Source organism: Corynebacterium canis, assembly GCF_030408595.1.
GTDB lineage: Bacteria > Actinomycetota > Actinomycetes > Mycobacteriales > Mycobacteriaceae > Corynebacterium > Corynebacterium canis.
Map to the genome: position 1 here is coordinate 505,093 of NZ_CP047080.1, position 22,097 is coordinate 527,189.

At 61.0% G+C, this 22,097-nt stretch carries 22 protein-coding genes; 10 read left to right on the forward strand and 12 right to left on the reverse strand.

Annotated elements, in window-relative coordinates:
• Positions 1 to 65: 65 nt before the first annotated feature.
• On the reverse strand, positions 66 to 476 hold the full coding sequence (locus tag CCANI_RS02300) for a LiaF domain-containing protein (protein ID WP_146324652.1): 411 nt from the start codon (positions 474 to 476) through the stop codon (positions 66 to 68).
• A gap of 194 nt (positions 477 to 670) precedes the next feature.
• Between CCANI_RS02300 and CCANI_RS02305 the strand changes: the two genes are divergently transcribed.
• Positions 671 to 1,894 carry an ATP-binding protein gene (locus CCANI_RS02305; protein WP_222432950.1) on the forward strand — a complete coding sequence of 408 codons (1,224 nt, stop codon included), beginning with the start codon at positions 671 to 673 and terminating at the stop codon, positions 1,892 to 1,894.
• Between the two features lie 10 nt (positions 1,895 to 1,904).
• Positions 1,905 to 2,591 (forward strand): LuxR C-terminal-related transcriptional regulator, encoded by a 687-nt coding sequence (locus CCANI_RS02310; protein WP_146324654.1) that lies wholly within the window; start codon positions 1,905 to 1,907, stop codon positions 2,589 to 2,591.
• A 440-nt stretch (positions 2,592 to 3,031) separates the two neighbouring features.
• Here the strand turns inward: CCANI_RS02310 and CCANI_RS02315 are convergent, their stop codons facing one another.
• Positions 3,032 to 3,271 carry a hypothetical protein gene (locus CCANI_RS02315; RefSeq protein ID WP_146324655.1) on the reverse strand — a complete coding sequence of 80 codons (240 nt, stop codon included), beginning with the start codon at positions 3,269 to 3,271 and terminating at the stop codon, positions 3,032 to 3,034.
• Between the two features lie 208 nt (positions 3,272 to 3,479).
• Here CCANI_RS02315 and imuA' point away from each other — a divergent pair, with 208 nt between their 5' ends.
• Together imuA' and CCANI_RS02325 are read left to right on the forward strand one after the other, a co-directional pair.
• Positions 3,480 to 4,202 (forward strand): DnaE2-dependent mutagenesis accessory factor ImuA', encoded by a 723-nt coding sequence (imuA', locus tag CCANI_RS02320; protein WP_146324656.1) that lies wholly within the window; start codon positions 3,480 to 3,482, stop codon positions 4,200 to 4,202.
• A gap of 2 nt (positions 4,203 to 4,204) precedes the next feature.
• Positions 4,205 to 5,674: a DNA polymerase Y family protein gene (locus CCANI_RS02325; RefSeq protein ID WP_146324657.1), complete on the forward strand. Its 1,470-nt coding sequence runs from the start codon at positions 4,205 to 4,207 to the stop codon at positions 5,672 to 5,674.
• Here the strand turns inward: CCANI_RS02325 and CCANI_RS02330 are convergent.
• The gene (locus CCANI_RS02330; RefSeq protein WP_246118234.1) at positions 5,671 to 6,327 is read right to left on the reverse strand and encodes an AMIN-like domain-containing (lipo)protein; all 657 of its coding nucleotides are present in this window, start codon (positions 6,325 to 6,327) and stop codon (positions 5,671 to 5,673) included. The genes CCANI_RS02325 and CCANI_RS02330 overlap by 4 nt on opposite strands.
• A gap of 92 nt (positions 6,328 to 6,419) precedes the next feature.
• Between CCANI_RS02330 and CCANI_RS02335 the strand changes: the two genes are divergently transcribed.
• Positions 6,420 to 7,298 carry a ferredoxin family protein gene (locus CCANI_RS02335; protein WP_146324658.1) on the forward strand — a complete coding sequence of 293 codons (879 nt, stop codon included), beginning with the start codon at positions 6,420 to 6,422 and terminating at the stop codon, positions 7,296 to 7,298.
• Positions 7,299 to 7,300: 2 nt separating this feature from the next.
• Here CCANI_RS02335 and CCANI_RS02340 read toward each other — a convergent pair whose 3' ends face one another.
• The 6 genes from CCANI_RS02340 to CCANI_RS02365 form a co-directional block, all read right to left on the reverse strand.
• A complete protein-coding gene (locus tag CCANI_RS02340; protein WP_146324659.1) occupies positions 7,301 to 8,419 on the reverse strand; it encodes a methyltransferase domain-containing protein in 1,119 nt (372 codons plus the stop codon).
• A 98-nt stretch (positions 8,420 to 8,517) separates the two neighbouring features.
• On the reverse strand, positions 8,518 to 9,480 hold the full coding sequence (locus CCANI_RS02345) for a PrsW family intramembrane metalloprotease (protein WP_146324660.1): 963 nt from the start codon (positions 9,478 to 9,480) through the stop codon (positions 8,518 to 8,520).
• Entirely contained in the window at positions 9,477 to 10,115 is a 639-nt protein-coding gene (locus CCANI_RS02350; RefSeq protein ID WP_146324661.1) for a hypothetical protein, read from the reverse strand. Before CCANI_RS02350 ends, CCANI_RS02345 begins: the two co-directional genes overlap by 4 nt.
• 44 nt (positions 10,116 to 10,159) lie before the next feature.
• On the reverse strand, positions 10,160 to 10,837 hold the full coding sequence (locus tag CCANI_RS02355) for a methionine ABC transporter permease (RefSeq protein ID WP_146324662.1): 678 nt from the start codon (positions 10,835 to 10,837) through the stop codon (positions 10,160 to 10,162).
• Positions 10,834 to 11,865 carry a methionine ABC transporter ATP-binding protein gene (locus CCANI_RS02360; RefSeq protein WP_146324663.1) on the reverse strand — a complete coding sequence of 344 codons (1,032 nt, stop codon included), beginning with the start codon at positions 11,863 to 11,865 and terminating at the stop codon, positions 10,834 to 10,836. The genes CCANI_RS02355 and CCANI_RS02360 overlap by 4 nt, the downstream gene beginning before the upstream one ends.
• 80 nt (positions 11,866 to 11,945) lie before the next feature.
• The gene (locus CCANI_RS02365; RefSeq protein ID WP_146324664.1) at positions 11,946 to 12,809 is read right to left on the reverse strand and encodes a MetQ/NlpA family ABC transporter substrate-binding protein; all 864 of its coding nucleotides are present in this window, start codon (positions 12,807 to 12,809) and stop codon (positions 11,946 to 11,948) included.
• A gap of 195 nt (positions 12,810 to 13,004) precedes the next feature.
• On the opposite strand from CCANI_RS02365, the gene CCANI_RS02370 reads away from it, so the two are divergent.
• Positions 13,005 to 14,498: an ABC transporter substrate-binding protein gene (locus CCANI_RS02370; protein WP_146324693.1), complete on the forward strand. Its 1,494-nt coding sequence runs from the start codon at positions 13,005 to 13,007 to the stop codon at positions 14,496 to 14,498.
• Here the strand turns inward: CCANI_RS02370 and CCANI_RS02375 are convergent, their stop codons facing one another.
• Positions 14,499 to 14,711, reverse strand: a complete 213-nt coding sequence (locus CCANI_RS02375; protein WP_146324665.1) for a hypothetical protein — start codon at positions 14,709 to 14,711, stop codon at positions 14,499 to 14,501.
• Between the two features lie 411 nt (positions 14,712 to 15,122).
• Between CCANI_RS02375 and CCANI_RS02380 the strand changes: the two genes are divergently transcribed.
• Positions 15,123 to 15,437 carry a hypothetical protein gene (locus CCANI_RS02380; RefSeq protein WP_146324666.1) on the forward strand — a complete coding sequence of 105 codons (315 nt, stop codon included), beginning with the start codon at positions 15,123 to 15,125 and terminating at the stop codon, positions 15,435 to 15,437.
• Between the two features lie 18 nt (positions 15,438 to 15,455).
• Positions 15,456 to 18,560 carry an error-prone DNA polymerase gene (locus tag CCANI_RS02385; protein WP_146324667.1) on the forward strand — a complete coding sequence of 1,035 codons (3,105 nt, stop codon included), beginning with the start codon at positions 15,456 to 15,458 and terminating at the stop codon, positions 18,558 to 18,560.
• Here CCANI_RS02385 and CCANI_RS02390 read toward each other — a convergent pair.
• Together CCANI_RS02390 and CCANI_RS02395 are read right to left on the reverse strand one after the other, a co-directional pair.
• Positions 18,557 to 19,243 carry an ABC transporter permease gene (locus CCANI_RS02390; RefSeq protein ID WP_146324668.1) on the reverse strand — a complete coding sequence of 229 codons (687 nt, stop codon included), beginning with the start codon at positions 19,241 to 19,243 and terminating at the stop codon, positions 18,557 to 18,559. The two genes, CCANI_RS02385 and CCANI_RS02390, sit on opposite strands and share 4 nt — an antisense overlap.
• Positions 19,240 to 20,160, reverse strand: a complete 921-nt coding sequence (locus CCANI_RS02395; RefSeq protein WP_146324669.1) for an ABC transporter ATP-binding protein — start codon at positions 20,158 to 20,160, stop codon at positions 19,240 to 19,242. Before CCANI_RS02395 ends, CCANI_RS02390 begins: the two co-directional genes overlap by 4 nt.
• Positions 20,161 to 20,302: 142 nt before the next feature.
• Here CCANI_RS02395 and CCANI_RS02400 point away from each other — a divergent pair, with 142 nt between their 5' ends.
• Both CCANI_RS02400 and CCANI_RS02405 read left to right on the forward strand, forming a co-directional pair.
• Positions 20,303 to 20,758: a PH domain-containing protein gene (locus CCANI_RS02400; protein WP_146324670.1), complete on the forward strand. Its 456-nt coding sequence runs from the start codon at positions 20,303 to 20,305 to the stop codon at positions 20,756 to 20,758.
• On the forward strand, positions 20,755 to 22,089 hold the full coding sequence (locus CCANI_RS02405; RefSeq protein ID WP_246118235.1) for a PH domain-containing protein: 1,335 nt from the start codon (positions 20,755 to 20,757) through the stop codon (positions 22,087 to 22,089). The genes CCANI_RS02400 and CCANI_RS02405 overlap by 4 nt, the downstream gene beginning before the upstream one ends.
• Positions 22,090 to 22,097: the final 8 nt, after the last annotated feature.

Here is a 22,097-nt window from a genome sequence, read left to right on the forward strand (position 1 = left end):
TGCAGGGGTATATTATTCGATGCGCTGTGAATTTTGCCTTGGGGGCGATGGGTTCTTGGTGGCGGCTATTTGACGGTGACCTGGCCCGTATCGGTGGAAACAATGAGCGTCAATTTGGGCGAGCTGCGGTCGCCGGCGGCGTCCCGGCAATCGACCTGACCCACATTGGAATCGCAGCGGACAATGGTGGTGACCTTTTTCGGCAGGGTGACATTGATACTGCCGATATTGCTCATGAGCTCCACCTCGGTGTCCTGCGAAAGCGTGTTCAATTCGCTGAGGTCGAGGGTGATATCGCCAACATCGGTCATGTAACTCTTCTCGAGGTTGGATTGATCGGTCACGCGGACATCGATATCGCTGGCATCGGTGACGATGTACGTGCCGTCGCCGACCGTAGTGATAAGCAAACTCACAAAGAGCGCAAAAAGCCCCAAGAGTGCCCACGGCCACCTGCGGTGCTTCTTCGTTGCCATGATTCAAAGTCCTTTTGTTCTCGGTTGGGTAATGCAGTTGGGTAATGTTCGGTGTGAGTCGCCGTGGTGCGGCCGCGCTCACCTTTATGGTGCCCGCGGTGTGCGCCGCCCGGCATCAGGGTTTGCCCTGAGAAAACCCTGGTCTTGCAGGTGCATGGTTGTTGGGCGACACGCTGCATGCCACGATGGATACTATGAAATCCCCGTATCCGGTTTACGTGCGTTACCGCCAAGGGCGGGTGGTCGCCGGCGTAGCCAACGGCCTGGCCGGGCACCTCGGTGTGGATGTGTTGCTCGTGCGGCTAGTGCTGATGTTTACCATGCTGCTCGGCGGCATCGGCGTGCTGTTCTATTCGCTGATGTGGATTTCCACCAAATTGGAGGACACGCCCGCGGAGGTGAACACCCGCAAATCGCGGAAGTTCGGCTCCGTGACATTGGTGGCGCTTGGATTGCTGGGCGCGATCACGTCCTTCTCCTTTGCCACCGGCGTGCAGGGCGGGGCATTGCTGGCCGTGGCTTCGCTGGGATTGGGTGCGGTCTTTGCCTGGCGGGCCATGGACAGCGGCGTGGATTCGTTCACATCTTCGAGGGGGATTTTAACGATTATCTCCGGAGTCATACTCCTTGGGTCGGGCGTGGTGCTGGCCATGCTGAACTGGGAAACCCCGGCGGTGTTCATGGCGTCGATAATCTCGGTGGTGCTCACGCTGGCAGGGGTGCTGGTGCTGGGGTTGCCACTGTGGCTGCGCATGTGGGATGCGCTGACCGAAGCGAGGGCGGCTACGCGGGCGGAGGTGGAACGCGCCGAAATCGCATCGCGGCTGCATGATTCGGTGCTGCAGACGCTGGCGCTGATACAGAAGCAGGTGGACGATCCGCAGGCGGTGGCCCGGCTGGCGCGCTCGCAGGAACGGCAGTTGCGCGAATGGCTGTTCGAATCCGAAAAGACCGGGCCGACTACTACATTTACCGCGCTGGGGCGGGCTTGCGCTGAAGTCGAAGATATGTTTGGGGTGCATATTGCGCCCGTGACGGTAGGCGCGGATTCGCCACTGACCGTGGAAACCCAGGCTGCGGTGCTGGCTGCGCGGGAAGCGATGGTCAACGCCGCGAAATACGCGCAGGTGGGGCAGCTCGATGTGTACGCCGAAAACCTGAGCGGATTGGAGATCTATGTGCGCGATCGCGGTTGCGGCTTTGATATCGAGGCCGTGCCGGAGGATCGCCACGGTGTGCGGGACTCGATAATCGGGCGGATTCAACGCGTGGGCGGCACGACGGCAATCCGCTCTTCGGAATCCGGGACGGAAGTGCGCATCCAGGTCGCGCAGGGATCCACGGAAGTTGCCGAAGATTTGCTGCACTTCCCCCCGGCTGGCCCACCGGGAGCGGCCCAGGTGACGCAAGTGCCGTAGCATAGGCGGTATGTGCACGGTGTTTCTGGTTGATGATCATTCGGTGTTTCGTTCAGGTGTTCGAGCGGAAATTTCATCGGCATTGGAGATCGTTGGAGAGGCAGGCAGCGTGAGAGGGGCTATAGATGGAATCCGAAATAGCCGCCCTGACGTGGTGCTATTAGACGTGCACATGCCGGAGGGCGGCGGGCAGGCGGTGATTCGCGCGGTTGACGTCCCGACCAAATTTTTGGCGCTCAGTGTTTCGGATGCTGCGGAAGACGTGATCTCCGTGATCCGCGCCGGGGCCCGCGGTTACGTAACCAAAACGATTTCCGGCCCCGAACTTATCGACGCAGTGCGGCGCGTCCACTCGGGTGACGCCGTGTTTTCGCCGCGCTTGGCGGGTTTTGTACTAGATGCGTTTTGTGCACCCGATCGGGTGGCCGGCGTGGGTGTTGTGGATGCCCCCGATGCCGATAGCGCCACCGAATCTGGGAAAGTTGCGGTGTCCGACCCGGTGATCGATGCCTTGACCCGCCGCGAGCTGGAAGTTTTGCGCTTGCTGGCGCGCGGTTATACCTATAAGGAGATAGGTAAGGAGCTTTTTATATCCGTGAAGACGGTGGAAACGCACGCTTCCAATATCTTGCGGAAAACCCAACAATCAAACCGGCACGCGTTGACGCGCTGGGCGCGGTCGAGGGACTTGGACTAGGCGGGTCGGCGGGGGTTGGCGGGGATTATCGGGGGTTTGGTGAGGGTCGGCGGGGGGATGGGACGGGTTTGGTGAGGGTCGGCGAGGGGATGGCTGATTTTGGGCCGGATTTCGGACCTAGGAATTAGGTAGTGCACTTCACATGAAATTTTTTACACACGAAACGCCGATTCTGTGTAATTTTCATCGTTCGGGGCCGCCCAGGGCCGCAGCCGCGATATTTTTTACACAGATTTCGGGATTTTGATGTAAAAAATATCGGTAGACAACGTTCAACTCGGGACTCGGGAAAAGTTGCTGGCAACGCATTGAGCTCCTGTAACGCCTTTGGCCCATAGCGCGGTAAGGGTTTGGGAGAATGGGGCCGCAGAGGGGCTGTTACGGCGTTTTGCCAATTTCGATTTCGCAGCCAAAATATATTGGGCAAGTTGGGTGTGGCGTTATGGTTGATGCTTCGGGGGCTGGGTGACCGCGTAGGAGAGGAAGCCGCAGCCGAGGGCGATGGTGGCCGAACCGATGATGGTCCAAGTGAGAGATCGTTCGGTGATGGGGGTGCAGGTTCCGGCGCACACAAGTGGCGCGGCCTCCATGAGGTGCGTGCCCTGGAGGAACCATAAGAGCCCTACGGAAACAAGGGTGGCGCCGATGAAAACTTTGATTGATCGTTTGGCAAACGACATGTCCTGTGCTCCGAGTTTTATATCTATTAAAAAGCTTAGAGGTGATGCTATAACGCCTGTGAGCGAACATGCTATGGGTTGGGGAAAAGTTGCCTGAAGCGTTATGGATTCAGTGCTAAGTGTCACCGGAAGGTTATGGTTTCGTCGCCAACCGTTCTACCCCCCACCGCAGTTGCGCACGTGTGTTCGAACGGGGATACTGGATCCCATGAAGGGAACAAGTGTTCGAGAGAGGGGCGATGCCGCATTACGGGCATTGCCTCGAGACGAACGCATCCGTGCCCTTCGGGGGCGCATGGCGGCCATCGGGGTGGCGGGAGTACAGACTAGCATCGCCGCCGAACAACCAGCCCTCGCAGGAATAATCCCAGTTCCGGAGGCATTGTCGGGCCTACTTCCGGGCGGGGGATTGGCGCGCCGAACCATGGCCTGCATGAACGAGTGTCCGACCCTGGTGGTGCACTTGCTTGTGCATGCGGCGCGCCACGGAGAGACCGTAGGGGTGGTTGGCTGGCCCGAACTCTGTTTCGCCGAAATGAGCGAATACGAAGATGTGTTCGCCCGCGTGGTATGCGTTCCGGACCCCGGAATAGAGCCACTTTCCGTTGCCGCGACCCTCAGTGAGGGGCTGGATTTGGTGTTTTGCTATCTGCCCCAAAAGGAGGTAACGCCGAGCCGCGCGCGTCCGTTGCTGGGGAAGTTGCGGCGGGGCACGGCGTCGATAATCGTCGTGGGTGCGGAAGTGTCAAATCCGGCGGTACGGTTGCGTGCGACGGTTCGTGGCTTTCATGGCGTCGGCCGCGGCACCGGCAGGATTCAAACGGTAGAGCTAAGTGTGGAAGTGTCCGCGCGGGGCCTGCGCAATACCGCTACGATGCATGTCGGTGAGCCCGTTCGGCGTGCGGAAATGTCGCTGCTGCGGGTGGTGTAGCGATGCGGTTTCTGGTGTTGTGGTTTCCGGATTGGCCGGTGCAGGCGCTGCCTGACCAGGCGGAATGCGTGGCTGTGGCGCGTGCAGGGGAGGTTTGGGTGTGCAGTCATGGGGCTCGGCAAGCGGGGGTGCGGCGCGGGGTGCGGGTGCGTCATGCGCAGGCGTTGTGCCCACGGTTGGAGGTGGTTGCGGAAGATCAGCGTCGAGACGCAGAAGCGTTCGAACAAGTGGTGGCGGCCCTGGATGATTTCGCCGCCGGGGTGGAGGTTTTGCGCCCCGGGCTGGTCGCCGTGGATGCGCGCGCGGCCGCCAAATATCACGGCAGCGAGGACCGCGCCGTGGAGTTGCTGGTGGATGCCGCCGCCCTTCGGGGGGTGGATTCGTGTGCCGGCGTGGCCGATGAAATCACCACCGCGATTATCGCCGCTCGAACACCTGCTCTGGTCCCGGCTGGGGCTTCGCAGGGGTTTTTGCGCCAGCAACCGTTGCGGATATTGGCCGCGGAAGAGGCGCTTGCGGCGGATAAGGGTACCGTCCAAACCCTTTCTGAGCTGGGTTTACGCACGCTTGGAGACGTCGCGGATATTGGCCCTCGCGATATGGTTGCGCGTTTCGGGGCTGCGGGGGAACATATTTATCGCCTTTCTGTGGGGCAAACACAGCGTCGAATAGCGCCCTCGTTGCCGGGGGTGTACCTGCCGGTGCATTATCGTCCGGAGGAACCCATGGTCCGGGTGGACGCGGCGGCGTTCGCGGGCCGCCAATTGGCCCACGAGCTGCATACCAAACTGGAGTATTACGGCGTGGCGTGCCAACGATTGTGTATTCGAGCGGAGTTTGGCGATGGCGAAAGCCTGGAACGCATTTGGCGGACACGCGAAACTCTGTCCGAATCGGGCATGGCGGACCGCGTGCGGTGGCAGTTGGATGGGTGGCTGGCGGGCGGGGCGTCGAAAAGCGAGGAGGGAGGAATTGTTGCGCTGACGCTGGATCCGCTGGAGGTGAGCGCTCCGGATACGGCGGGGCTGTGGGGCGATGCGCGGCCCGAAGAGCGAATCAAACGAGTTATCGAGCGCGTGCAGGCGACGCTGGGGCCCGATCGGGTGTTGCAACCGGTCCTCGCAGGAGGCCGCGGGGTGGCGCGACGCGTGCAATTCGCGCCCTACGGGGAGCCGGTCACTCATGCGCCGCAGTGGAACGGGGCCCTGCCGGGACCCCATCCCGCGCGGCTGATGGACGGCAAGGTGACGCTCGTCGATGCCGCCGGGGCGACCGTGGAAATCGATGAGGAATCCCTGCTCAGCGCGGTTCCGGCGGTATTGCAGGTGCGCGGGAAACGGCATGAGGTCACGGCGTGGGCGGGCCCTTGGCCGGAGGGGACGCGCGCCCGTTTGCAGGTCGTGGCGGGCGGGAATGCCTACCTGGTGTGTTGGGTCGCGGGCGGCTGGCGCGCGGAGGCGAGCTACGCCTAGTTATGCAGGATATCGATCACCACGCGGGTGGGATTTTCCAACACTTGTACGGAATAGGGGCGGCGCTCGCCTTTGATGCCGATCACGAATTGGGTTTGGCCTTCGAAGCTGCCGGCGTCGAGGACGTCCGTGATCAGTTCGGTGTTCATTTCCACGCGGCCGATTTGCGGGTCCTCAAGGCCGAGTTCGAACGGATATGTGGTGCCGGTGACCAGCACTTCGAGGGCGGTATCGCCGGGCACCTCGATGGGGTTGCCGCTTGCCTGTTGGGAGGGGTTGTCGGTGTAATCGCAGAACCATCCCGGCTCGCCGGAACCCGTGGCTTCGAACACAATGCGGTCAAAGCCGTGGTGGCTGGCGGCGCGCACCGAGGTGACCACGAGGGCGGTTTGCTCCTTCGCGGGCTGTTCGTGCCGCTCCAGGGAAGCGTCGCCAAGCGGTGATAGCCCGGCGTGGCTGGTGGCTTCCGTGCTGCCCGCGGCGGAGCTGGATGCGGACGAGTTTTCGGAGCTAAGGGATGCGGAAGAGTGAGCGGACGAGTTTTGGGTCTCCAGGTTCGGTGCGCAGGCACCAACCAGGCTTGCGAGGACGCACGCACTGAAGGTGCAGGCAAGGAATCCATGGGGGAGACCAAGAGGTGATCGCACGGACATGTTGTTAGCGTATCTACAAATTGCGGGCAACATTGTTTGGTCGTCCGGATTGTGAACGAATCGTTGCAAAAATCTCGCTATTCTGTTGATATATGAGCACTAGTACGCGTTGTTCAGCCGCGCATCATGAACCGCTTCCCGGATCCGCAAAGGTTGGTGGGGTGTATGTGCTGCTGGAACACCTGCAGGGCTGGGGGCGCGATGTGCTCGATGGCGTGGCTTTCGGGGCGGAGCTGACCGCCGATATTAAGGCGCATTTGAAAAAGACCGGCGCGCAGCTGCAGCTGATTCGCAAACCTGGGCGTTCGGCGCGGCATCGCACACAACGTCGAATGTATCTGGTGTTTTGCGAGCTCGGCGTGATTGAAACCTTGCTCGTGCCGGGCCCCGCTGCCATCTTGCGCCTGGATTTGACGGGGCCGGGCCGCAATGGGGCGGAGCCTGTCGACCATCCACTCGCACTCGTGTGCACACACGGCAAGCGCGACATGTGTTGCGCGCTCAAGGGGCGCCCGGTCGCGGCGGCCATGCAGACCTGTTTCTTCGGCGATGAAATCTGGGAGTCCTCCCATACGAAGGGCCACCGATTCGCCCCGTCCATGCTCCTATTCCCCTGGGGCTATTCGTATGGGCGTTTGAATGCGCCGTCGGCGATCGAAATGTTAAAGCGTGCCACGCTCGGCGAAATGTATATCAAGGGAAATCGCGGCCGCGGCACCTTCGACGCTCTCGGACAAGTGGCCGAACTCGCCGTTGCGAAGAAGCTTCTCGACGCCGCGGAACCCCTCGCCCCAGGCGCGTTGATGGTGGCGGCAGACGGCGAAACCACCCGGGTGGTTGGGCATCCGGACGGTCGGCGCTGGCGCGTCCAATTGGAGCGGCAAGAGGTGGATGGGGTGATCGCCTCCTGTGGGGACGAACCGAAAAAGGGCCACGCATGGGTGGCCCTTGGAGTCGAACAATTGGGCTGATACTAGCCCTCGGAGGTCAGCATCGAGAGCAGGAAGATGCTGTCTTCCTTGGCCTCCACGCGGTGCGTGATCTGTGCGGGCAGGTGTGCGATTCGCCCGGGGGTGAGGGTCTCGTGGTGGTCGCCAGCCTGGAAGGTGACCTCGCCGCGCAGGCATTGCACGGTGATCGGGTGCGCGCACCGGTGATCGTCCAGCACCTGGCCGGCCTTAAAGTTCACGGCGATAAGGTTGACGCCATCGGCGGTGGCCAGCCGCTTCACGGCGGGGGCGTCGCCTTCGATGGGGGACGGGGCGTCGACAAGCACGTCGAAGCCGCGCAATTCCTCGCCCCGGTCGTCGGCGGGCGGTTGGAACGTGAGTTCTTGTTTCTCGCAGATGAGGGACACGGCCGCGAGGTTGTCGGCGTGCTTGGTAAAGGTGCGCCGCATGTCCAGGACGCGGGCGCGGGCTTCGGGGTTCCGTAGCAGGTTAAACAGGATGCGTGCCACGCGCGGGCCCTCGTCGGCGATCATTTGCTTCGGGTCGAGCAGGCCCATGGGGGCGGTGCGCACGGAGGTGACTTTGAAGCCCTGCGATTCGAAAAGTTTTGTCCATTCGGCGACCGTTAGCGGGCGGGCATTGACGCGGATGCTGCGGGCCAGTGCCTTGCGGAGGTCCTCGGCGGTTTCCTCGGCCACATCGTCGGGGCGCAGCGCCAATTCGTGGATGGCGTATTGGCCGCCGGGGGCCAGGATGCGCCACGCCTCGGAAATAATGGCGGCCTTGCCTTTTTCGCCCTGCATGGTGAGCATGGCCTCGCCGATAATGAGGTCGGCGCTATTGGCCTCGAGCCCGGTTGCCTCGGCCTTTGCGGCGATGACTTTGCCCTGGTTGCCCACGGCTTTTTGGGTGGTTTCGACAGCGTGATCGTCTTCATCGACGCCGATATAGGACTGCGGGTGACGCTCGAGGATTTGCGCCGCAGTAAGCCCCAGTCCCGGTGCGAGTTCGACAACACGTTTGCCGCTCGGGTTGGCCGTTTCCACCATCCATGTGGTGAGCTTACGGCCGCCCGGACGCAGCACCCGCTTGCCGAGTTTTGCCAGTAGCCAGTGCCCCTGGAGGTGCTTCGATCCCGTCATGATGACTCCTTATTCTAGGTGAGGCTTCCATTATATCCGGAAATCATGCACCCAAAATGTGTCTTTTATTATGGCCGGGCCGCGCGCACCCCCGATGATTACTTCGAATCTATGGTCGCGGGCACAGGCACGACCTGCGCCAACGGCATCGGTGTCGACGTCGCGGGGGCTGCGGGAAGCGCGGCGGGTTGGGGTTGCTGGCTCGGCAGCGCGGCCTGATACCGCGGCGAATATCCGGAAGTGAGTTCGACGGTGAGGTAGCCAGTGTCCCGGCGGGCCTGCCGCCAGCTGGTAACAATCACCGAGATAAAGGTGGGGTAGGCGACCAGCACCGCGAAAATAATCCCGAACAGGGACTGGCCGATCACAAGGTTCCACACAAAATGCGAGGCAAAGCCGAACAGGAACCAGAATGTGGCCACCCCGATGCGCCACAGCATGCTCCGGCCCAGCGTAAATACCGCCAGCCCGATACCAAAGCCGACAAAGCCGGTAAACATCATGTGCAATCCGGGGCCGAACACGGTGCGGAAACCCCACGTGATGGCCACGCCAAGAAGATCCGAATCGGGGTCGGTGAGCGCGCCTTGCCCGGCGTAGCCGAAGTTTTCGAACACATCGAACGCCATGCCCACGAGCATGCCGGTGGCCAGCCCGTGCCAGGGGCGATTCATGCCCCGGAAGGATGCAAGGATCATGAGCACCCCGATGGCCTTGGTGAGTTCCTCCGGGTACGCGCCCGCAAAGGAATACACCAAATCCCTCCAGCCCAATTTGAGCACCACCTCCGTGGTGGGCATGGCGATGATCACGCTGAGGCCAACGGAGCCGATCGCGCCCCACGCCATGCATGCGATCGGCCACATCCAATGCGCGTCCTTTGGCCACAGCGGGCTGAACCGTAGCACCAGGAGGACAATGCCCGCTTGGATCAGCGTAAATGTGAGGTTTGTGGCGGAGGCCAGCGGGTCCACCACCAGCACGTTAATGGCCACGAGCGCCGCCGATGGCAAAAGCAAAAGTGTTGCAATGGCGAGGATGATCTGAATCAGGCGTGTCATATCGCGTCACCGAATCCTTCCGGGGCGGCGGGCAGGTGCGGGCGCTCGGGGATCTCCGAGCCGCCGGAGGTGTCCGGGTTGAATTGGGGCAGGTCATCGGCCTTGGCCAGCCGCTTCCAAATCAGATCGGCCATGATCTCGTAGTTTTCGCCGTAGACCAATGCGACCATCACCTCATCGCTGTGTTCCCCGCTGCCCTGCATGGTGATCGCGGCGGCCTGGATAAACCCCTGGTGGGTGCCCGCGCGGAACACATGGTTCCGTTCGATCACCTGCGCCTCCAAGGCGGAATTAGAAAAGGTGGTCGAGCGCAGCATGCGCCGCGTGATCGTCTCCATCGGCCCAGTGGAAATGACCACCTTGGAGGCCACAATGGTGCCATTGCAATTCCATTCGAGCGACGCAGGGTCGTCGTAGAGCCGCTCGCACACGATCTCGCTATCGTCGGCGTTGTGGATTGGGATTTTCCATTCGGAATCCGGCCCAGACAACTCAATCGCGGAGTATTCCTTTGCGTCGGCGGATTCCGGAATTATCGCATTGAGTATGGTCGGCAGGGTCGCAAGAAAAATAAACACCAGCGCGAGGGCCGCGACCTGTGTAACCCTCGTCGCTGGTTTAAAACGATAATCCACGCCGCTAGCTTAGCCGACGGCGTGGTAGATGGAGCGATGCGCGCTTAGCGTCGCATGATGCGCGCGCTGAGCCAGTTGCCCACAAATTGGGCGATCTGCACGATCACAATGATCACTACGGTGGCCACCAATGTGACCTGCCAGTCAAAGGCTTGGTAGCCGTATGTGATTGCGAAGTCGCCAAGCCCGCCGCCGCCGATATAGCCGGCCATCGCCGACATATCCACGACCGCGATAAAGATAAACGTGTAGCCCAAGATCAGAGGTCCGAGCGCTTCCGGAACGATCACTGTGGTGATGATCGTCCACGGCGAGGCCCCCATGGCTCGGGCCGCTTCGATCACCCCAGGGTCGATAGCAACAAGGTTTTGTTCGACGATGCGTGCGACGCCGAAGGAGGCGGCGATGGACATCACGAACACCGCCGCATCCGTGCCGATCGTGGTGCCCACCACCGAGCGCGTCACCGGACCGATCGCGGTGACCAAAATAATAAATGGAATGGGCCGCACGAGGTTGACCAGAATATTGAGAATGGTAAACACTGGCTTGTTGCGCAGCACGCCTTGCGGTCGGGTGGTGTACAACAGGATGCCGAGCGCGAGGCCGATCAGGCCGCCGACCACCATAGTGATGCTCACCATATACAGAGTGGTCCAGATCGCGTCTTCGAAGCGGCCGCTGAGGCGCGACCAGTCGGTGGCGAGTGTCATCGTGTTCATCGCTGGATCTCCTGGACTTCGGTGGTGGCGGATACTGCGGTGTAGAACTCTTCGATGGCGTCGGCGGGCCCCGTCAGCCGCACCGTGACCTTACCGAACGAACGTTTCTGCAGCGTGGTCATGCCGCCGTGGACGATGCTGACGCTCACCCCGGCTTCCGTGGCCCGGGCGCTGGCCGTGAAAAAGCCGGATTCCTCGGTCAGGGTGATGGTAAACAGGCGTCCTTCGTGCGCGAGCAGGTCCCCGGATTCCACCTGGTCCGGGGTATTGCGCAAGGACGTGGCTACGAATCTTTGTGCTACTTCGGTTTGGGGGTTTGAAAACACCTCGAAGACGCTGCCGTGCTCCACCACGCGGCCGTTTTCCATCACCGCGACGCGGTCTGCGATGGTGCGCACAACGTCCATTTCGTGCGTGATTACCACGATGGTAATGCCCAGTTGTTCGTTGACCCGCCGCAGCAATTTCAGCACTTCATGCGTGGTTTCCGGGTCCAGCGCCGAGGTCGCCTCGTCCGCCAAGAGTAACGACGGCGAGGTGGCTAGCGCCCGCGCGATACCTACGCGTTGCTTCTGCCCGCCGGAAAGCTGTTCGGGATAGCTTTTGCCTTTATCGCCCAAACCTACGAATTCCAGCAATTCCTGCACGCGCTTTTCGCGCTGTTCCTTTGCGACGCCCGCGAGCTTCAGCGGGTACGCAATATTGCCCGCCGCGGTGCGCGAGGAGAATAGGTTGAATTGCTGGAAGATCATGCCGATCTTGCGCCGCAGCACGCGGAGCTTGTGCTCTGGGAGCTTTACGATATCTACGTTATCGATAAGAAGTTCGCCAGAGGTGGGGGTGTCTAACCCATTGATCATGCGCACCAGCGTGGATTTCCCCGCGCCGGAGTAGCCGATCACGCCGAGGATTTCACCTGGCTCAACGGTAAGGGACACGTCGTCGAGCGCCTTGGTGGTCGCCTTTCCGTTCTGGAACACCTTGCTAACGTTGCGGAATTCAATGCGGGTGCCTCGGGACTCGGACACGGTGCCTCTTTTCCTTGTGGGGTGAACGCGCCGAACGCCCCAGCGTGTGGTGGCGCGGGGCGTCGATACGCAAAATTAGCTTACTTCAGGGATTCCTCAATGCGGTCGAGGATTTGCTGCAGCTCCTCGGCGGAGCGCTTCACTGGGACGGAGGTGCCGCCGGAATCTTCCGCAACGGCGTCCAGAACCTCCTGGTCGTGCCACAGCTCGGCGAGCTTCTTGATCTTCGGGTCGTCCTTGTCTTCGGCCTTGGTAACGAACACATTGATGAACGGCTCGGCGGTGGCGGAGGCGGGGTCGTCCGCAAGAATGCTCGAATTCGGGTCGATGCCGGCGCGGTCCAAGAAGGAGTTATTGATAATCGCGGGGGTACCCTCGCCGTACGCGGTCGTGGTTTGTGCGGCGTCTACGGGGGTGACCTTGACCTTGGACTTCGCCTCGTCGATATCGGCGGGGGTCGGGGTGACTAGGTCCTTTTCCTTCAGCGTGAGCAGGCCGGCGTCCGCAAGCACGTTAATCGCGCGGCCCTGGTTGGAGGAATCCTTCGGAATGGAAACGGACTGGCCCTCGATGCCGTCTACGCTATCGTGGTCCTTCCAAAACAGCGCTAGGGGAACTACCTCGGTTGATCCGATCGGCGTCAGGTTATCGCCAGCGCCCTTGTTATATTCCGCCAGGAAGAGCAGGTGTTGGAACAGGTTTACGTCTAGCTGGTCCTCGCTGAGGGCGCGGTTAGGCGTGTTGTAATCGCCAAAGTTTACGATCTCAAGCTTAATATCGTTTTCGTTGGCCTTTTTCTCAAAGACCTGCCACGCCTTCTTGCTGCTATCGGTGGTGCCGATGCGAATGACTTCGTCGGAGCCGGAACCGCTACCGCAGGCGACTAAACTGGTGGCGGCGATCACGCTGGCTGCCGCGATGGCCGTGAAGCGACGGAGAAACATGTGTTTGTGTCCTTAGGTGTTAGTCCATGAATAGACAGAGCTTTCTGTTGGTTGTGTACTCTAACAGGTAGGAAGCAATCTGTACAGCTCGGTCTATTTTTGGTGGTTGCGGTGGGTTTTCTGGGGGTGTTGCCCTGTTTTCCCAGCGAGATTGGACTAGCCTCGTGGTGACCTATTGTGAGGGAGGCTCAGACTATGGATCGTCGGCAGTTTTTAAAAACAGCCGCTATGGGGGCAGCCGGCAGCGTTTTGGTGAGCTGCGGACTAGACGCATCAAACACCGGCAGCGCAACGCAACCTTCCCCGTCAAAGGCTGGGTTGCTGCGCATTGCCGCGGCCGGCAGTGCTGACGACGCCCTCGACCCGAAGACCGCTACCGGGGTCGCCGCGTGGACCGCGATCCATGCGATTTTCGAATCTTTGGTGATTACGGGGCCGAATGGCCCCATTATGCAATTGGCCAAGCGAATCGAACACAACGAAGAGGCGGACATTTGGACCGTGGTGCTGCGGGACAACGCCAAGTATTCCAATGGCGGCACCGTGGTGGCCCAAGACGTGGTAGATTCCTTGGAGTATTTGTCCGAGGGGGAGATTGCCAAAAGCATCCTTGCGCCCATCGATTTTGAGAAAAGCAAGGCGTTCGATGAAACCACGGCGGTGCTGCGGTTGCGGGAATCGCGCTTCGATTTCGTGGAGAGCGTGCTGGCGATTCTGAGCCCGGTGTTCCAGGGCGGTAACCCCGCCGGGGGTATCGGTTCGGGCCCGTATGTGTTGGATTCCGGCAATGGGGCGGAAGGCTGGGTGCTTAAGGCGAATCAGCACTACCCGCCGGCGTGGCGTCTGTCCAGCGGCCTTGAGGTGCGGGCGATCGCGGATGCGGGCAAACGCCTGCGCGCATTGAATGAAGGCGATGTGGATTTGGCGTTGGACCTGCCCGCGGGCGCTTCGCAGGGGTTTTCCGCGGATGCGGAGGCGTGGTCGTTTGGGCCCTCTGATACTAAGAACCTGTGTTTTGTGATGAATGTCAACGCCGCGCCCTTTGATAAGGAGGAGGTGCGCCGCGCGATGAAACTGGTGGTCGATCGCGAAAAACTGGCCGGGGTGATCTTCGATGGGCACGGCAAGGCTGGCAATGACCTGCCCGGCCAGGGTTTGGAGGGTTTCCCGCGTGGGCTGCGGATCAAGCGCGACGTGGACACCGCGAAGGAGCTGTTTGCGGCGGCGGGCGTGAAAACGTTGACGTTGATCACCGCCGAGCTTTCACCGGGTATGAACGACGCCGCGTTCCTCCTTGTGGATCAGCTCAAGGAGGTGGGCGTGGAACTTACCGTTAAGGAACAGGATCCTGGGACGTACCTTGCGGATCTGGACGCCTTGCAGCAGGAACCTTTCTTTGCCATCGCCCTGCCGAACCTGCGGGTGAAATACGCGCTGCCGCTGTATGGCGGGCGGAGCGGGATTTTCAACCTTTCCGGCTGGGGTGGTGATGAGGATTGGAGCGGCGAGTTGGAAAAACTTACCGGAGATAAGGGGCGTCGCTCGGACCTGGATACCTTGGGGGAAACCTTTGCCGAGCATGGCGGGCTTGTGTTGTGGGGCGTGCGGGAACCCGTGCACGGGCGTGCGAAGGGAAGCCCCAACGTGATCATGGCGTTGGGGGCTCCGATCATCAGTGCGGTGTCTTAGTTAGCTCCAATCCACCGGTGGACTCTCTTTTCCCCTTCGCGCATTGATAATGAATGCGGCGGCACAGGCGCAAAGCGCCAGGGGGAGGAGCATCCAGGTCGCGAACGGGTCGCCATCGATGAGCGGGATCGCGGTCAGCGTGGCAACCACAATCACGATGGCCAAGCGGGCGTCGAGTTCGGATGCTTCCAGGTTGGTCAGTTTCTTGAGCATGTCTAGGTCCCTTCATAGGCGGGTATGAAATACGGGGATGGCCTGCGGAAACACAGGTCTCCTACCTTCCATCCAAGGTGATCACATCGCGGAAGTAAAGTGATCTGCATCATTCGATATAGGAATGATATGGGCGCCTAAAGCCTATCGCTGTGGCCTAAGTCGCATTCTCATGTTTGAGGACGCGGGCAGATGGTAGACAACTTGATATAGCATTGTGGGCGACGTTTTCTCAGGAACCCGTTTTTGCAGGTTGCGGGCGGGTTCTGGGCGCGATTTATAGGGGTTGACCGGGGGTGTTGTCAAATCACTAATGCTTGCGATTTAGTAGCGTTATAGCAGGTTTGCGCGTTGGTATAGATGTTATCACTTAGCTGAATTTAAGGCTTTTCACAGGAAGGGGTCTTGTTCATGAGGCGCCAGATGCTAGTCCGCTCTCGGATGTTGGTGACGGTAACACCGCCAGAACAGTCAGAGGCGGCGATGCGAGAATTGCAGAGCGCAATCGATACACTTCAAACCGACGAGGGGGACCATCAGTTTCTCAAGGCCGAGGTGGCGGGGGCGCGCCGCGCAGGCAGGATGTATATCATCTTTGATATCGAGCTTGATTCCGTAAATGAAGCCGGCCGGGTGAGCAAGAAGGCTGCGGAAGAAATCTTTGCCACGATCGATAGCCCGGATTACACGCTCGAGGCGGGAAGTCACTTTGTGATACCCGTCTAAAAGCGTACATTTGTTCGTATGCGGTGGAGCGGCAGCCATTCCTTGAGCTGGTCCCAAATGGAGAAAATCCTTTCGGGGAAACCCGTTGGTGACCTTGGCTTGATCGAGCCCGCACACGCCGAAGCCGCCCGGCCGTGCGCAACCAAAAGCGCGGTGCCGTTCGCGGAATTGCATGCGGTAAGCAACTATAGTTTCCTGCGCGGCGCCTCCGACCCGGAGGAGATGGTAAAACGCGCTGTTGAGCTGGGAATTTCCGCGCTCGCCCTCGTTGACCGCGATGGATTTTACGGGGCCGTAAAGTTTGCCGAGGCTGCCGGTAGGTACGGATTGCCCACCGTGTTCGGCGCCGAATTGACCCTGCCCCAAGGTGTGCTTACCGTTCTGGCGCGGGGCCCGAAGGGCTATCAACGGTTGTCCCGCGCCATCGCCAGCGCGAAAATGGCGGGTGGAGAAAAGGGCGCCGTGAGCTACCCGTTGCTCCCCGAGCTGGCAGAACAAGCGTGCGAATCGTGGCAGGTTTTGGCGGACGATTCCTGGCTGCCGCACCTCGCCGAACTACGCGATAGCTTCGGTGACGCCAATGTGGCGCTGGAATATCGTGTCACGGGCATGCCCCGCGACGTGGATACGCACGCCGCCCTCGATGCGGTGACCGGATTGCGGCGCGTGCTCAGCGCCAATCCCGTTGCGGCCACACGTTCGGATTCCTCGTTGGCTGCGGCGAAGCACGTATTGCGCGGTGGGCAGCGGCACGAATTGCATCCCGTTGGGGGCATGTGGTTGCGCAACGGTGAGACCTTGTTGCGTGCGTGCCCGGGTGCCGGGCCGTACCTGCAGGCCAGCATGGATATTGCTGCCGAATGTGCGTTCCCCTTTGAGTTGGTGGCGCCGAAGCTGCCCAAGTGCGATATCCCCGCCCCCCATACTGAGGCCTCCTGGCTCGGCGAACTCACCCGTCTGCGCGCTGTGGGCCGTTACGCTTCCCGCGGCGAAGAAATCAAGAAGCGGGCCGAACGTCAGATTGAACACGAGCTTAATGTGATCGCCGAGCTGGACTTTCCCGGGTATTTCCTGATCGTGTGCGACATCATGGATTTCTGCCGCAAGAGCAATATCTTCGCGCAGGGGAGAGGGTCGGCGGCGAACTCTGCGGTGTGCTTTGCGCTCGGGATTACCAATGTGGAACCCGTGCAGGCCGGGCTGCTATTCGAACGTTTTCTCGCGCCGGACCGCGACGGGCCGCCGGACATCGATATTGATATCGAATCGGGCCGCCGCGAGGAGGTCATCCAATACGTGTACGCCACCTACGGGCGGCAATGCGCGGCACAGGTGGCAAACGTGATCAGCTATCGCTGGAAGGGCGCGGTGCGGGACGCGGCGCGGGCGTACGGCTACCCGCAGGGCAGCATCGATGGCTGGGCGCGCCGGGTCGAAGAACCACCCGAACGTGTGATCAAACTCGCCGAGCAATTCCAGGGGCAGCCGCGGCACCTTGGGATCCACTCCGGCGGCATGGTGATTTGCGACCGTCCCATCGCCGACGTGGTGCCCACCGAATGGGCGCGCATGCAGGGTAGATCCGTGGTGCAATGGGACAAAGACGATTGCGCCGCCGCCGGTTTGGTCAAGTTTGACCTGCTTGGGCTGGGTATGTTGGAGGCGCTGCACGCCATGGTGGACCTCGTGGAGGAGCAGCACGGCACGCGCCTTAACCTGTGGGAGCTCGACCTCGCCGATTCAAATGTTTATGCGATGCTTGCGCGGGGCGATGCGGTAGGGGTGTTTCAAGTGGAATCCCGCGCCCAAATGGCCACGTTGCCCCGCATTAAGCCCGAAAGATTCTTCGATCTGGTGGTTGAGATCGCATTGATCCGTCCCGGCCCGATCCAGGGCGGTTCGGTGCACCCATATATCCGCCGACGCCAAGGGTTAGAGCCCGTCACCTACGACCATCCTTGCCTGCGGAAAGCGCTGGAAAAAACGCTGGGTATACCGCTTTTCCAAGAGCAGCTCATGCAGATCGCGCGGGACGCCGCCGGGTTTAGCGGGGCGGAGGCGGACAGGCTGCGGCGGGCGATGGGCGCGAAGCGATCCCCGGCGAAAATGGACGCGCTAAAAACCCGATTTTTCGAAGGTTTGCGCGAGACCCAGGGGATTGCCGGGGAGGTGGCGGAAAAGCTTTGGAACAAGATGCTCGCCTTCGCCTCCTACGGATTCCCCGAATCGCACTCACAATCGTTTGCGGCGCTGGCATACTTCTCCGCCTGGCTCAAGTACTACTACCCGGCCGAATTCTGTGTGGGTCTCCTGCGCGCCCAACCCATGGGCTTCTACTCGCCGCAATCCCTGCTCGCCGACGCCCGCCGCCACGGCGTAACAGTAGCCCCGATCTGCATCCAGAAATCGAAAGTAGAAGCGACGTGCGAGGAGGGCGGCATTCGGCTTGGCCTCAACCTCGTGCGCGGGCTCGGCAGCGCCGCCGAGGCCATCGTGGCGGCCGCCCCATTTATCGACGTCGCGGACCTCGCCCGCCGCGCCAACCTTAATGTGGCGCAAGTAGAGGCGCTAGCCCGCGCCGGTGCGCTCGAATGTTTTGGCGTATCTCGACGCCAAGCGCAATGGTCGGCAGGAATCGCCGCCACGGAACACGAAGGCATGCTTCCGGGGCTTTCGAACCTGGCGGCCCCGGTCCTGCCCGGCATGAGCAAATTCGAACTCATGGCCGCAGATATCGCCAGTACCGGCGTGACCCACGATATCCAACCGATGGCCCTGCTGCGGCAGGCACTGGATGCCCGTGGCATTGTCCCCGCCAATGAATTGCTTCGTGTGGAGGATGGTCGGCGCGTGCGCATTGCGGGTGTGGTTACCCACCGGCAACGTCCACAAACCGCAGGTAATATCACATTTTTCGGCATGGAAGACGAGACCGGCCTGATCAATGTGATGGTCAGCCCCGGGCTGTGGCGCCGGCACAGTAAGTTGGCGGCCACGGCCAAGGCGTTGGTGGTGCGCGGCATCGTGCAAAACGCCTCCGGCGCCGTCACCGTGGTGGCGGATCACCTAGAGGCATTCGAACTGGCGGACGCGCTGAACCGTAGCTCCCGCGATTTCCGCTAGCTCCGCCAGCGGAACATTTTCGCGCCGATCAATCCGCACATCACGCTCATGCCCACCAGCACGCAAAGCGGAACGATGAGCTCGTCGAGGGGGCGGCCCTCCCATACGCCATGCAAGAATTCGGAGGCCTGCCAGCTCGGGGAATAATGCAGATAGGGCACGCTCGGCACGTCAAACACCCCGGAGGTGAGCATCAGCAAGACCATGAGGATATTGCCCGCGATGTTCGCGATATTGCAGGATCGATAGACGTTCGAAAGCAGCAGGCCCAAGGAGCCAAAGGCGGTTACCGCGAGCAGCACCCCGCCGAGGATCGCAAATATGTTCCCGGTAGGCGCGGCGTCGAAAAGCGCCCAACCGCAACCCAACGTTGCAACGCTGCCCACGCAGCACACCGCGCAATCCACTGTTAACGTGGCGGCCAAAATCGTGGCGGGGCGCAGGGGCGTGAAGCGGAGGCGCTGCAATACGCCGGATTCGCGGAGAGACAGCAGGTTGTAGGGCATCAGTAGCGCGCCATACATTACGAGGGTGAGGGAAGCGTAGGCGGGGACGGGGAGATTACGTTCGAAAAGCAGGCCCATGGCGAGCAAAAGCACGGGCGCAAAAATGAGCGAAAATACGCCGGTGGGGTGGCGCAGACGGGAGCGCGCGAAGATGGAGAACAGTCGCGGGAACCTCATGCGGAATCCTCGTGCAAATCGCGGCCCGTAAGGTTGGAAAATACGTCCGAAAACTTCGGTTCCGTTACCTCTAGGCGGGTCACCTGAACGCCGTGCATGGCCAAGTGCGCGAGGATGCGGTGCACGAACCCGCCCTGGCCGTACACGGTAAGCGAAAGGCCCTCCTGCACGATCCTGGTTACGCCCTCGAGCTCAGTAAGGTTGGGCGCTTGGCCCGCCGGTTGGTCCAGCGATAAAAACGCCGCGGACTCGCCAACGCAGCTGCGGATCAGCCCGGGCACGGTGCCTACCGCGAGCAATGCACCGGCGTCCATAATGCCCACCTGATCGCACAAATGCTCGGCTTCGGAAACGTCTTGGGTGGCCAGGAATACGGAGGTCCCGTACTCGCACATCGTGTTCACGGCATCCCAGATTTCCGTGCGCTGTTCCGGTTCGATGGCGGCCGTGAGTTCGTCCAAAATCAGCAGCTCAGGCTGGTGCAAAAACGACAATGCTATTGAAACCTTTTGTTGCTGTGCCGCAGACAATCGGTGCACCTTCGTGCGCTTTTCCTCGCCTAGGCTGAGCGATTCCAGCAGATCCTCCCACGGCAAAACTCTAGAATGCAGGGACGAGAAAAAGCGCATCGTCTCCGCGACAGAGATGTGTTGAATCAGCGCGGGGTGCTGCGGTTGCACACCGATGCGAGAGCTCAATGCACGTTGTTGCGCGCTCGGCCGCATGCCGAAAAGTTCGATGCTGCCGGACGTGGGGCGGTCCATGCCGATGAGGCAATTTATCAGCGTTGTTTTGCCCGCGCCGGGCGGGCCGAGCACCCCGAAAATCTCGCCTTCGGCCATGGTGAAAGAAACCCCGGCAAGCGCCGAGGCGTTGCCAAATCGCCGCGTGACATTCTCACAAAGCACGACATCCATGGCGTTTCCTTTCCATAGCAATTATGGGGGCTGAAACTGTTTCAGGGTGAACAACGGGGGCAAATTCTTGCCATATGCAGGGGATTTAACGGAAATCCGTGGGGGTCGCGCGCGCGGATTGCGATGACATAGCCTTAGTAGCATGACCTTTAATCCAGTCTCTTCAGCCTTAATAAAAGCCCGGTATCTGGGGCAGTTACCGTGGTTTGTCATCGCGCTTGCCGCGTTTGTGTGCGGGGCGTTGTGGTGGACGCCATGGCTGTGGGGGGCGGGCGTCGTCACGCTTGTTCTGGTGCTGTGGTTGCTGTGGCTGATTCCCATGCAGGTGCGCAATATGGGGTGGTTGGAAACGCCCGATGAACTGGTGATTGCCAAGGGAAAACTCTGGCACACAGTAACGGTTGTGCCCTATGGGCGGATCCAGTTCGTTGACGTTACCGCCGGACCGCTCGATAGGTTGTTCGGTTTGAAGAGCGTGGAGCTGCACACGGCATCTTCGAGTTCCGATTCCCGCATCGACGGCCTGCCCGCTGATACCGCAGACGAATTGCGCGATCGGCTCGCCATTCAAGCGCGCGAAAGGATGAGCGGACTGTGAGCGAATACCGGCGGGTGCATAGGATTACCCCGCTACTGAAATTCTGGCAGTTTATCCTCGCGGCGATCGCCATGGTGGCCCTTAATTTCAACCAGGAAAGCCTGCTTGGGGTGTGGATTTACCTTGAGGAGGAGGGCTACCTTCCGGGCTCGTTCGCGATCCTCGCGCTTGTCCTCGGTTTCGCCATTGTGTGCGGTTTGGTGTGGTTGGTTTCGGGCGTGTGGTGGCGCGCGTACGGGTACCGCCTCGACGGTGAGGAAATCTCCGTAAAAAGCGGCGTGCTTAGTACACAGTTGCGAACCGCGCGCTACGACCGTATCCAGGCTGTCGACGTCGTGGAAAACGTCATTTCCCGCATCTTCGGCGTCGCGGCCGTCCGCGTGGAAACCGCAGGTGGCAGGAATTCCGTACTGAATATCGCCTTCCTGCGCCGCGCCGTGGCGGAGGAATTGCGGGAGGAAATCCTTGATCTCCGTAGCGGAAAACCGGCCGAGCTGGAAGCCGAACCTGCAAACGAACCGACGGGTGAGGTACTGATCCCGCCGATCCCCGTTTCCCGCAGCCTTATCGCCGCTGCGCTGGCCTCGCTCTGGTTCGTGGGTACGGCCCCGATAGGCGCTGTGTTCGGCGGGCTGGGAATATTAGTGCCGATGCTGGTGGCCGCGCTGCCGGCGGTGTGGTCCGTAACCGACCGCAGTTGGAATTTCACCGCCACGCTGGATCGGGACGTGCTTCACGTCAGCTACGGGCTGGCTGACAAGCGCAAGCAATCCATCCCGTTGCAGCGCATCCACGCCCTGCGGATTCGCCAACCCGTGCTATGGCGCCTGTGCGATTGGTGGATCGTGGAAGTCTCCATCGCGGGTTACGCACAGGGGGATAAGAAAGCGGGTACCACGCGGCTGTTGCCGGTGGGTACACGGGATCAGGCGATGCACTTAGCCTCCGTGATCACGCCGCTCAGCGCTGCGGAATTGGAGGCGTATGCGCCGCCGGAAGGTTTCGTCGCCCCGGCTTTCCAGAGCCCACTGCGTGCGCGCTGGGTTTCCCCCATAGACTTCGCCCAGCAGGCCATAACTTTGTTCGATCACGCGGTGATTATCCACGAGGGGCGTTGGCAGCGCAGGGTGACCATCATCCACCCCAGCCACATCCAAGAATTAACGTGGCGCCGCGGGCCGATTCAGCGCCTTGCCCGCGTGGATACCATCCGCCTCGATCTTGTCGACGGTCCCGCACGCATGTCCGCACGCGACCTCGCCCCGGAAGACGCCCAACGGTTGCTCGCTACGTTGCGCGGCCGCGAGCTGCCGAGCGTTATCCAACGTTAAACTAGTAC

Excerpts from the sequence above, each read along its gene's own strand:
- CCANI_RS02300 (WP_146324652.1), bottom strand. The coding sequence starts at position 476 with ATGGCAACGAAGAAGCACCGCAGGTGGCCGTGGGCACTCTTGGGGCTT.
- CCANI_RS02305 (WP_222432950.1), top strand. The coding sequence starts at position 671 with ATGAAATCCCCGTATCCGGTTTACGTGCGTTACCGCCAAGGGCGGGTG.
- CCANI_RS02310 (WP_146324654.1), top strand. The coding sequence starts at position 1,905 with ATGTGCACGGTGTTTCTGGTTGATGATCATTCGGTGTTTCGTTCAGGT.
- CCANI_RS02315 (WP_146324655.1), bottom strand. The coding sequence starts at position 3,271 with ATGTCGTTTGCCAAACGATCAATCAAAGTTTTCATCGGCGCCACCCTT.
- imuA' (WP_146324656.1), top strand. The coding sequence starts at position 3,480 with ATGAAGGGAACAAGTGTTCGAGAGAGGGGCGATGCCGCATTACGGGCA.
- CCANI_RS02325 (WP_146324657.1), top strand. The coding sequence starts at position 4,205 with ATGCGGTTTCTGGTGTTGTGGTTTCCGGATTGGCCGGTGCAGGCGCTG.
- CCANI_RS02330 (WP_246118234.1), bottom strand. The coding sequence starts at position 6,327 with ATGTCCGTGCGATCACCTCTTGGTCTCCCCCATGGATTCCTTGCCTGC.
- CCANI_RS02335 (WP_146324658.1), top strand. The coding sequence starts at position 6,420 with ATGAGCACTAGTACGCGTTGTTCAGCCGCGCATCATGAACCGCTTCCC.
- CCANI_RS02340 (WP_146324659.1), bottom strand. The coding sequence starts at position 8,419 with ATGACGGGATCGAAGCACCTCCAGGGGCACTGGCTACTGGCAAAACTC.
- CCANI_RS02345 (WP_146324660.1), bottom strand. The coding sequence starts at position 9,480 with ATGACACGCCTGATTCAGATCATCCTCGCCATTGCAACACTTTTGCTT.
- CCANI_RS02355 (WP_146324662.1), bottom strand. The coding sequence starts at position 10,837 with ATGAACACGATGACACTCGCCACCGACTGGTCGCGCCTCAGCGGCCGC.
- CCANI_RS02365 (WP_146324664.1), bottom strand. The coding sequence starts at position 12,809 with ATGTTTCTCCGTCGCTTCACGGCCATCGCGGCAGCCAGCGTGATCGCC.
- CCANI_RS02370 (WP_146324693.1), top strand. The coding sequence starts at position 13,005 with ATGGATCGTCGGCAGTTTTTAAAAACAGCCGCTATGGGGGCAGCCGGC.
- CCANI_RS02375 (WP_146324665.1), bottom strand. The coding sequence starts at position 14,711 with ATGCTCAAGAAACTGACCAACCTGGAAGCATCCGAACTCGACGCCCGC.
- CCANI_RS02380 (WP_146324666.1), top strand. The coding sequence starts at position 15,123 with ATGAGGCGCCAGATGCTAGTCCGCTCTCGGATGTTGGTGACGGTAACA.
- CCANI_RS02385 (WP_146324667.1), top strand. The coding sequence starts at position 15,456 with ATGCGGTGGAGCGGCAGCCATTCCTTGAGCTGGTCCCAAATGGAGAAA.
- CCANI_RS02390 (WP_146324668.1), bottom strand. The coding sequence starts at position 19,243 with ATGAGGTTCCCGCGACTGTTCTCCATCTTCGCGCGCTCCCGTCTGCGC.
- CCANI_RS02395 (WP_146324669.1), bottom strand. The coding sequence starts at position 20,160 with ATGGATGTCGTGCTTTGTGAGAATGTCACGCGGCGATTTGGCAACGCC.
- CCANI_RS02400 (WP_146324670.1), top strand. The coding sequence starts at position 20,303 with ATGACCTTTAATCCAGTCTCTTCAGCCTTAATAAAAGCCCGGTATCTG.